Raw genomic sequence first — 11,493 nt, 5'->3', positions numbered from 1 at the left:
GTTTCCTTATAGTGTTGCGGGTTACGCGTGAAAAAGTGACGACGTTGTAGGGCTTAATGAAGTTATTTTACCCTTCAACTGTCGCATTGGTGAAACGTAATTGATGATAATTACAGATTTCATCCTGCCAATTATGCATGGTTTGTAAACAGTCTTGCACTTTAGGATGAAGAATTTCTCGACCTTGCGAAAGCCAGTGTTGAAAACCTTTTTTCGCTTGTTTATACGATGGACTATAATCGTACCAGTCGATAAAAGCCTCTTTCCAATCGTAAACTTGTCGTAAAACAGTGTCATATTGTAGAAGTCATTTTAAAATCCAACTTTCTTCTATCGAAAGTTGGTCATTTCGTTTTCCTAAAATACGAAAATGTTGTTTTAAATCCTTTTTCGCAAAGGGATTCAACCTCTATTGAACAGACTTTCGGACAGCTTGCAGTGCTTCTGTCACGTATCGATTCACATGATACCGATCAGAAATACAGATTGCTGTTGGAAACATTTTTTTAGCGAATGAATGATATGCCTTTACCAAATCCATTACGATGACAATCGGTTTTAATGCGCAAAGTGTCACCTGTTCACTGAAATATGCCTCTAATTCAAGGGTGGTGCGTCCTGGAACAATATCTAAAAATGTGCCATTTCGTAAATCATGTAAACCAGTATTGTAGGTATGCCCCTTGCGAATGGCGAAATCATCAAGTCCAAGTACGAGGTTTTGACAATGAGATGCCTTGTGCAGACAGGCTTGTTGAATACGTGAAGCTTCTTTCTCTTTCCAAACTTTCACAATACGAGTTACCGTTGTCGTAATTTCGCACAGATAAATTACCACAGGACGTGGCGTTCTTAGACTAAGTTCTTCTACTTCAGCGGATGTCTTTTGTACCGAAAGCGTAGTGACAGGTACAGATGTTTGGGTGCCCGCTTAAAAATAACTAAAACCCGCATTCCTCACCACCTAAAGATGTGGGAGTCATCTGTAACTGACGTTGCACTTTCGTTACAAAAAACATTTCTGAATGAAGATAAAAACAAAAAAAGGCAAACGCCAATGTTAATGGGTTGCCTTTCGACTATTATAAATTCGTTATAATACGTGATATATAGAAGGTACGATTTTTACCTAAATCAAATATTTCCTCTGAATGACTTAACTTGATAAGTGGTCGAGTTGGTGCAAATTTATTTACAAACATCACTTCGCCATGTTCCAGATTAGATAGCTCAACTATTGTACCTATAGGAAGATCAGCAACAATATCTATAAGTGCACGAACTACTTTAATATCAAACTTTCCAAACTCAGATTCATTAATCATCTCTATAACTTTAAAAGAAGATTGCTTTGCTCTATAAACTCGCTCACATGTCATTGCATGGAATACATCTGCAACAGCGATAATTTGAGCAAAAGTGGAAATGTTAGCAATTCTTTCGCCCTTTGGATAGCCACTACCATTTAAACGCTCATGGTGCTGGAAAATAGCCTCTTTCATTGTTTCCTTTAAGATTGTTAAATCTTTGACCATATTATAGCTATAAATTGGATGCTTATAAATTTCATCAAACTCCTGCTCTGTTAAGGTTGTTTTTTTATCGCGAATACGCGGATGAACTTTTGCCATTCCACAATCAGCTAATAACCCTCCAATTGCTACTTGAATTGTAATTCCTCTGTCATAGCCTAATTTTTGTGCAATCACTGAAGAAATCAATGCTGTTGCTACACTATGATGGTACAAATAGTCTTTTGGATTTGAATACTCATTTAAATCAAAAATTATCGTACGATCTTCTAAAACCATTTCTACTAATGGCAAAATAATTTTACGTGCTTTCGCAATATCTACCTTTGCGCCAGCTTCCCAATTTTTAAATTCCTTTTTGAATTGCTCAACAGAATTGTCATAGACTCTTTTAAAAGTTGGAATAACCTCTGGTGGAACGACTAATTCTATTTCTTTCATCTCTGATTTTGCCTCTATACCCTCTTTATAAACAGGGACTCTTGAAATATTAAAAGCAAAAAAAACTTGTAAATGATCATAGGAAATTATCGTGTTTTTAAAAATTATTGGATATTGTGTATTAGCAAAAATATCTTCAGAAATTACTTTACCAACACGTAACTCTGAAATTGGGACATGTATAGTTTCCACCCGATTAACACCTCTTCACTATTTCACTTGCTTAAACATAAGGTTGCTTTCATTTTATCATGTAATTCAAAATAATTACTTATTTTTCATATTTTATGCTAAAAAACCGATGAACGGCAACATTAGCTGTCGTCATCGGCCTTTTTATTATTCTTCTACTTGATCATTGTCTGCGTTGTTAAATTCGTCTACTTGATCATTGTCTTCGTCGTTAGATTCTTCTTCTTTTTCAACCTTTGCTACAGTTGCAACAAGCTCCTCATCCCCTAAACGAATTAAACGAACTCCTTGTGTACTACGACCAATTAATGAAATATCATTTACATCCATACGGATTAGCATACCATTAATTGTAATAAGCATTAAATCTTCAGAACCATCGACAGTTTTTACAGCTACCATTGGACCGTTTTTATCAGTGATTTGAATTGTTTTTAATCCTACACCACCACGGCTTTGTAAACGATATTCCTCTTCAGAAGTACGTTTTCCGTAACCTTTTGCAGTAACAACTAAAATTTCCTGTCCTGGTTCTACGATTTCCATACCAACTACTTCGTCACCATCACGAAGTTTAATACCTCGTACACCACCTGCAGTACGGCCCATTGAACGAATATCATCCTCTTGGAAACGTACAAGCATTCCATCACGAGTACCTATAATTACTTGCTTATCGCCATCTGTTAAACGAACAGAAATGAGATCGTCATCTTCTCGTAAACTAATAGCTATTAAGCCGTTTGTCCGGATGTTAGCGAATTGAGATACTGGTGTACGCTTAGTAATACCAGTTTTAGTAGTGAAGATAAAGTACGCATCTTCATCAAATGAACCAACACGGATCATTGCGGTTACTTTCTCACCCTTTTCAATATTGAGTAAGTTAACAATCGGTAATCCTTTCGCTGTACGACCGAATTCAGGGATCTCATAACCTTTTGCTCTAAATACTTTTCCTTTTGAAGTGAAGAATAAAATTGTATCGTGTGTAGATGTATTCATAAGATGCTCTACAAAATCATCTTCATTTGTGCCCATCCCTTGTACACCACGACCGCCACGTTTTTGACTACGATATGTATTCGCAGCTAAACGTTTGATATAACCATTGTGCGTTAAAGTTACGACTGAATTTTCAACTGGGATTAAATCTTCGTCCTCAATCATTTCTAAACCGCCAGAAGTAATTTCAGTACGTCGTTTATCGTTAAAGCGTTCTTTTAGTTCTACTATTTCAGTACGAATAATTTCAACAATTTTAGCTTCATCTGCTAAAATCTCTTTTAATTCAGCAATTAATTTTTGAAGCTCTTGATATTCTGCTTCAATTTTTTCACGCTCTAATCCACTTAAACGAACTAAACGCATATCCAATATCGCTTGCGCTTGACGTTCAGATAAATTGAATCGCTCCATTAGTTGAGGTTTCGCTTCTTCACCACTACGTGAGCCACGAATAATAGCAATAATTTCATCGATATGATCAAGGGCAATACGTAAGCCCTCTAAAATATGTGCACGATCTTCTGCTTTCCTTAATTCAAATTCCGTACGACGACGAATAATAACCTTTTGGTGCTCTAAATAATGATACAACATTTCTTTTAAGCCCATTACTTTAGGCTGACCATTTACTAATGACAGCATATTAATACCGAAGCTCGACTGCATTGCTGTTTGTTTATATAAATTATTTAAAACTACATTGGCATTTGCATCTTTACGGACTTCAATAACTACTCGCATACCACGTCGGTCAGATTCATCACGTAGATTTGTAATACCATCAATTTTTTTATCGCGTACAAGCTCTGCTATTTTTTCAATAAGCTTAGCTTTATTTACTTGGTATGGTAATTCATGAATAAGAATTGTTTCTCTACCATTTGATTTTTGTTCAATCTCTACCTTTGCGCGAATAATGATAGAGCCACGACCTGTTTCGTAAGCACGGCGAATACCACTACGACCTAAAATTAATCCACCAGTTGGGAAATCAGGTCCTGGGATGATTTCCATCAATTCTTCCGTTGTGATAGCTGGATTTTCTGAAAGTGCTATCACTGCATCTATCGTTTCCCCAAGTTGATGTGGCGGAATATTTGTCGCCATACCAACCGCAATTCCTGCTGCTCCATTTACTAATAAGTTTGGATAGCGACTAGGAAGGACAATAGGCTCCTTTTCTGATCCATCATAGTTATCTGTATAGTCAATTGTGTCTTTATTAATATCGCGAAGCATTTCCATTGCAATACGAGACATACGCGATTCTGTATAACGCATCGCCGCCGCTCCGTCACCATCGACAGATCCAAAGTTACCATGACCATCGACTAACATGTAGCGATAGCTGAAGTCTTGCGCCATACGTACCATTGCATCATAAATGGATGAGTCACCATGTGGGTGGTATTTACCCATTACGTCCCCAACAATACGTGCTGATTTTTTGTACGCCTTATCTGCTGTATTCCCTAGCTCTTGCATACCATATAAAATACGGCGATGTACAGGCTTTAAGCCATCTCGTACGTCTGGTAATGCACGAGAAACGATTACACTCATCGCATAATCGAGGAAGGATGTTTCAATTTCTTTTGTTATATTAACTCCTTTAACACCGGAGCGTTCTTGTTCTGACAAAGTGTAGACCTCCTCTCAAGAAAAATTAAATATCTAAATTAGCGTATACTGCATTTTCTTCGATAAATTGACGACGAGGTTCAACTTCATCGCCCATTAAACGCTCAAATGCTTGGTTTGCTTTAATTGCATCATCTAATTCTACTTGTAACAATGTGCGGTGCTCAGGATCCATTGTAGTTTCCCAAAGCTGCTCTGCATTCATTTCTCCAAGACCTTTGTATCGTTGTACATTTGGTTTCGGCATTTTTGGTAGTCGTTCTAAAATTTCTTTTAATGTTTCTTCATCATAGCAATATTCAACATGTTTACCTTGCTTAACTTGATAAAGAGGTGGCTGTGCAATATAAATATAACCTGCCTCTACTAGAGGTCGAAGGAAACGGAAGAAGAATGTTAAAAGTAATGTGCGGATGTGCGCACCATCAACATCGGCATCTGTCATAATAACGATTTTATGATAACGAGCCTTTTCTAAAGTAAACTCTTCACCAATACCTGTACCAAATGCTGTAATCATTGCACGGATCTCTGCATTTGATAAAATTTTATCTAAACGTGCTTTTTCAACGTTAAGGATTTTACCACGTAACGGTAAGATTGCTTGGAAGTGTCGGTCACGTCCCGATTTCGCAGATCCTCCGGCAGAGTCACCCTCAACGATATAAATTTCGCATTCAGATGGATTTGTAGATGAACAGTCAGCTAATTTACCTGGCAAACTCGATACTTCAAGTGCATTTTTACGACGTGTAAATTCACGTGCTTTTTTAGCAGCAACACGTGCACGAGCAGCCATTAAACCTTTTTCTACAACCTTACGAGCAACAGTTGGATTTTCTAACATAAATCGTTCAAAACCATCTGAGAACAAGGAGTTAGTAATTTGGCTAACTTCAGAGTTACCAAGCTTCGTTTTTGTTTGTCCTTCAAATTGTGGATCTGGATGCTTAACCGAAACAATAGCCGTTAAACCTTCTCGAACATCTTCACCAGTAAGATTTGCATCTGACTCTTTTAAAAGTCCATTTTTTCGTGCGTAATCATTAATAACACGTGTTAGAGCAGTTTTAAAACCTGATTCATGTGTACCGCCTTCATACGTATTAATGTTATTAGCAAATGAGAAAATATTAGAAGAGAATCCAGCGTTATATTGCATAGCAATTTCAACTGAAATACCATCCTTTTCTCCAAGAACATCTATCGGATCATGGATTGGCTCTTTAGATTGATTCAAATGCTCTACATAAGAACGAATACCACCTTCATAATGATACGTAGTAGAACGTTCTTCACCTTCGCGTTCATCAGCAATTGTAATTCTAATACCACGATTCAAGTATGCTAATTCTCGAATACGATGCGCTAAAATATCATATTCATAAACAGTCGTTTCTTTAAATATTTCAGGGTCTGCTTTAAAACGTGTAGTTGTACCGTTACGATCTGAATCACCAATAACCTTTAACTCTTGAATAGTTTTCCCACGTTCAAATTTAATCTCATGAATATGACCCTCACGATGAACTTGAACGATTGTCTCAATTGATAAAGCATTTACAACAGATGCCCCTACACCATGTAGACCACCAGATACTTTGTATCCTCCACCGCCGAACTTACCGCCAGCATGTAGTACTGTCATAATAACTTCAACAGCAGGCTTACCCATTTTTTCTTGAATACTTACTGGAATACCACGACCATTGTCTTCTACACGAATCCAATTGTCTTTTTCTATCGTTACTTTTATATCTGTACAAAATCCTGCAAGTGCTTCATCGATACTATTATCAACAATTTCCCATACTAAATGGTGAAGCCCTTTAGAGCTTGTTGAACCAATATACATCCCTGGTCTTTTACGTACCGCTTCTAAACCTTCTAATACCTGTATCTGATCGGCTTCATAAGCCTGATTTTGTAAACCCTCGTTCTCTATAGCCACGGCTTTCATCTACTCCTTCATAACATCATTGTGTGTAAATGAATGAACAGTCAACCGAGCTGACTATTACCATTCTTTTGTAATCTAAAAAACTCCCCGGGCTAACTTTCTTCAATCGCTCCTTGTTTCACGTGAAACAGCTGTGCATGCTCCATCGTTTCATGATGAATTCCATCAACACTTGTAGTCGTAACAAAGGTTTGAACTTCACCTTGAATGGTATTTAATAAATGCGATTGGCGATAATCGTCGAGTTCCGACAATACATCATCTAAAAGTAGTATGGGTGTTTCATTTGTTTCTTGTTTAATTAACTCGATTTCAGCAAGTTTTAATGAAAGAGCGGTTGTACGTTGCTGTCCTTGTGAGCCGTATGTCTGAACATCATAGCCGTTTACTAAAAACTGCAAATCATCTCGATGTGGACCAACTAGTGTTACACCCCGATCAAATTCGCGCTCCTTAACTTCTATTAGCTTTTTATGCAAGAAGCCTTCAATTTCACTAGAAGTATGTTCTTTTTCAATACCAGCTACAGTGCGGTATTTAATAACCAACGTTTCCTTCCCTTGTGAAATACCTGCATGAATTGGCTCTGCCCACTCTTGCAATAAATCCATAAATTGAAATCTTTTGCGAATAATTTGGGTAGCTGCGTGAATATATTGTTCATTATAAACCTCGTACATCACGTCATTTGACATCATTTTACCTTGATTCATTTTTAAAAAATGGTTACGTTGCTTTAAAATTTTTTGAAAGGTTAATAAATCATGTAAATAAACAGGCGAAATTTGCCCAATCTCCATATCAATAAAACGTCGTCGTATTTGCGGACTCCCTTTTACAACATTTAAATCTTCGGGTGCAAACATAACGACATTCATTTGGCCAATATAATGACTGAGGCGACTTTGTTCTATATGATTTATCTTACCCTTTTTGCCTTTTTTCGTAATCGTAAGCTCAATTGGTAAAATACCATGCCTTTTTTGAACGGCCCCTTCTATTTTACCATAGTCTGAATCCCAACGTATTAATTCTTTATCGTTCGTCGTTCGATGGGATTTAGCCATCGCCAATACGTAAATAGATTCCATAACATTTGTTTTTCCTTGAGCATTTTCACCAATGAAAACATTAATTTTTGGAGAGAAATTTAAAGCTAAGGCATCATAGTTACGGTAATTTGTAAGTTTTAACTGCTCTATATGCATAATCTACTGTCCAGTGGGTCCAACGATTCGAAATCGACCACATCCAGGAATATTTACAATATCTCCGTTACGTAATTTACGACCGCGTCGATCATCCACTTCTCCATTTACATATACATCATTTTCGTGTAAAAACCACTTGGCCATGCCACCAGAGCTAATTGCATCGGTCATTTTTAAAAGCTGTCCTAACGTGACAAATTCTTCATCAATTTTAATGTCCTTCATAGCTATGTTTCCCTCCAAATACAGATTGTCTATCTCTCTATCATACCTAAAAATTCGTCATAAGTAAAAAAAGATAGCCGCAATTAGCGACTATCAGAATGTTTTTTAAAGCCATTAGAGCTTAAAATTATGGAGTTTTATTCTCTCCAACAAAAATTGTTTAACTTCAGATGTGTTGATTAACCATTTTTATACATTCGAATTAGTTCGAAGAGGCTGATTTCCTCTATGGGCTACTCACTTTCCAGCGGGTGTCCAAACATCTACCGAGGCATAACCGATTTTCTAATACGTACGTACAGGTAAAATCAACTGTAAAATAGCATCATCATGAACAGAGCGTAAAATAAACGGTCTCATTGCGCCTGTGAATTGAATGACTACATCTTGACCATCTATTGCTTTTAATGCTTCCATCATGTATTTCGCACTAAAAGAAATCTTTAAGTTCTCCCCTTCTAATGACTCGACAGGGATTTCCTCTTGTACTTTACCGATCTCTGGAGAATTAGAAGAAACTTCAACAGCTTGATTATCTAAAATTTCGAAACGCACAACGTTATTACGATCGCCACGAGCAACAAGAGATGCACGATCGATTGCTTGTAATAATGATTTACCATTAATCGTTAGATTTGTTTGATACTCTTCTGGAATTAAACGTGTTGTGTCTGGGTAATTACCTTCAAGTAAACGAGAGAAGAATAATACTTCACCAGTTTTAAATAACACTTGCTGACTTGTAATAACAATTTGCACAAGATTTGTCGAATCCTCTAGAACTTTATTTAACTCATTTAAACTTTTACCAGGAATTACAACACTATGTTCAACTTCAGGTAAATTTTCTAGTTGAACTTTACGTCTTGCCAAACGGTGGCTATCTGTTGCAACACAGATTAAATTTTCATTTTTTATTTGCCAGTTTACACCTGTCAACACCGGTCTACTTTCTGAAGTGGAAACAGCGAATACTGTTTCACGGATAATTGACTTTAAAAGATCTGCAGGAATAGTAAATTTTTGATCCTCTGTTAATTCGGGTAACAAAGGATATTCAGCAGCATCTGAGCCAATTAAGTGGAATTCAGATTTACCTGAACGGATATGAGTTTGTAAACCAGTTGTTACTTGAATTTCAACCTCATTTGTTGGTAATTTACGTACAATTTCATTAAACATACGGGCTTGTACAACAATCGATCCTGTTTCTGTAATGTGAATTATTTGTTGACCATCTTCTTCAACTGGAATAAACGTTTGAATTGTAATATCAGCGTCACTACCTGTTAAACGAATACCCTCATTTGTTACATCGATTTTAATCCCCGTTAAAATTGGAATAGTTGTTTTTGAACTTACGGCTTTCATGACATCATTTAAACCCTCTAATAAACGGTCACGTAAAATATCAAATTTCATTCGTTTTCCCTCACATATTTATATTATTTATTTATATAAAATAAAAAAGATATAGTAATAGGTCCTGTGGATTTGTGGATAAGTATGTTTAAGTGAATAAAATCAGTCTATCCACATGTAGATAGACTGTGTATAAGTTTGTGTTTAAACGATTGTGTTATCCACAGAATTATTTCCCTAGCATGCTTCGAATTTGTTTAATATCTTGCTGCAGCTGAACGTCATTTTTCAACATAGAAGATATTTTTTCGTGAGCATGGATAACAGTAGTATGATCTCGTCCACCAAATTCTTCGCCAATTTTCGGCAGCGAAAAATCCGTTAATTCGCGGGATAAAAACATCGCGATTTGACGTGGAAAGGCAATTAACTTTGTACGTTTTTTCGCGGCAAAATCCTCTAAACGAATATTAAAATGCTCTCCTACTGCATTTTGAATGTCTAATATAGTGACAGTTCGAGGCTTCGAATTAGGAATAATATCCTTTAATGCCTCAGCAGCCAAAGTCGCATTAATATCCTTGTTAACAAGTGATGAATAGGCAACGACGCGAATAAGCGCACCTTCAAGCTCCCGAATATTGGAGTCAATCTGGTTCGCAATATAGAGCATAACTTCATTTGGTACTTCTAGACCATCAGCCTTCGCTTTTTTTCGAAGAATGGCGATACGCGTTTCCAAATCAGGAGGCGCAATATCTGTAATTAGTCCCCATTCGAATCGAGAACGTAAACGATCTTCCAATGTCGGAATTTCTTTAGGTGGACGGTCACTGGAAATGACAATTTGTTTCGATTCTTCATGCAATGTATTAAAAGTGTGGAAAAATTCTTCCTGAGTTGATTCTTTTCCAGCTAGAAATTGAATATCATCAATTAGCAGTACATCTACATTGCGGTATTTATTGCGAAAATCAAGTGCCTTATTATCTCGAATTGAGTTAATAAATTCATTAGTAAATTTTTCAGATGATAAATATACAACTTTTGCATTTGGATTATGTTCTAGTACATAATGACCAATCGCGTGCATTAAGTGTGTTTTGCCAAGCCCTACTCCCCCATAGATAAAAAATGGGTTATAAGCCTTCGCGGGCGCTTCTGCGACAGCTAGCGAGGCAGCGTGTGCAAAGCGGTTACCAGAGCCAATAACAAACGTATCAAAAGTATACTTCGGGTTTAACATACCTGGTGAAATATCATGATGATCGTTATTTTTTGCTTGGATAATCGGCGCTGGCAGATCGAAATCGTCCGAATCCTGGTTTTTTTGAACAACAAATTTAATAAGCAAGTCTTCGCCTGTAAGCTCCGTTAATATACCTGTAATCAAATGAATATAATGATTTTCAAGCCAGTCTCGAGCAAACGAATTTGGCGCAGCAATTGTCACAGTAGAACCACTTCCATTGTAAGAAAGTAGTTTAGTAGACTTTAGCCACGTTTCGAAGCTTGGTTTAGAAATTTTTTGTTCAACTTGAGCCAGGACATTATTCCATAGTTCTTCTAAATGTTCCAAGCTGCTAATCTCCTTTACAGTTCAATACAATTACAGCAATAAAAAAGCGCATTTATAGTAATGGTAAATACGTTCATTTTACAATTCGTCCACAAACTCACAAGCTGTGGATAAAAGTTAACCAAAGGCTGTGATAAAAATTATCCACAGCATATCAACAGTTGTGGATAAAATAAAAGTTAATTTCAGTTTTCAACAAAGTGAAGCACAGTTATCGTATCAGAAAAACAAAGCTATTTCAATAGTTTGTGAAACTTATCCACATAGCTTTGATTTATTCACTTTAGAGTTGTCCACAGCATCTGCTTATGTGAAAAAGCTGTAGATAAATGTTGTGGATAA

General features: G+C 36.6%; 7 protein-coding genes and 1 pseudogene. All 8 read right to left on the bottom strand.

Going from position 1 to position 11,493, the window contains the following annotated elements:
• Positions 1-67 precede the first annotated feature (67 nt).
• Positions 68-793: pseudogene (locus QRN68_RS15270) on the bottom strand (ISL3 family transposase).
• 289 nt (positions 794-1,082) lie between these two features.
• Positions 1,083-2,165 (bottom strand): HD-GYP domain-containing protein, encoded by a 1,083-nt coding sequence (locus QRN68_RS15265; protein ID WP_285397755.1) that lies wholly within the window; start codon positions 2,163-2,165, stop codon positions 1,083-1,085.
• A gap of 147 nt (positions 2,166-2,312) precedes the next feature.
• Positions 2,313-4,814 carry a DNA gyrase subunit A gene (gene gyrA / locus QRN68_RS15260; RefSeq protein ID WP_285397754.1) on the bottom strand — a complete coding sequence of 834 codons (2,502 nt, stop codon included), beginning with the start codon at positions 4,812-4,814 and terminating at the stop codon, positions 2,313-2,315.
• 25 nt (positions 4,815-4,839) lie between these two features.
• Positions 4,840-6,774: a DNA topoisomerase (ATP-hydrolyzing) subunit B gene (gene gyrB / locus QRN68_RS15255; protein ID WP_285397753.1), complete on the bottom strand. Its 1,935-nt coding sequence runs from the start codon at positions 6,772-6,774 to the stop codon at positions 4,840-4,842.
• A gap of 92 nt (positions 6,775-6,866) precedes the next feature.
• A complete protein-coding gene (recF, locus tag QRN68_RS15250) occupies positions 6,867-7,982 on the bottom strand; it encodes a DNA replication/repair protein RecF (protein WP_285397752.1) in 1,116 nt (371 codons plus the stop codon).
• A 3-nt stretch (positions 7,983-7,985) separates the two neighbouring features.
• Entirely contained in the window at positions 7,986-8,210 is a 225-nt protein-coding gene (gene yaaA, locus QRN68_RS15245; protein ID WP_285397751.1) for a S4 domain-containing protein YaaA, read from the bottom strand.
• A gap of 285 nt (positions 8,211-8,495) precedes the next feature.
• Complete coding sequence (gene dnaN / locus QRN68_RS15240; RefSeq protein WP_285397750.1) at positions 8,496-9,632, bottom strand: DNA polymerase III subunit beta; 1,137 nt, start codon at positions 9,630-9,632, stop codon at positions 8,496-8,498.
• A gap of 169 nt (positions 9,633-9,801) precedes the next feature.
• Positions 9,802-11,151, bottom strand: coding sequence for a chromosomal replication initiator protein DnaA (gene dnaA, locus QRN68_RS15235; RefSeq protein ID WP_068985823.1), 1,350 nt, complete (start codon positions 11,149-11,151; stop codon positions 9,802-9,804).
• Positions 11,152-11,493 lie beyond the last annotated feature (342 nt).

The organism is Lysinibacillus sp. fls2-241-R2A-57 (genome assembly GCF_030209535.1).
Taxonomy (GTDB): Bacteria; Bacillota; Bacilli; order Bacillales_A; family Planococcaceae; genus Lysinibacillus.
The sequence above is the reverse complement of the archived record's forward strand: the minus strand, read 5'-3'. Positions and strand labels throughout refer to the sequence as shown.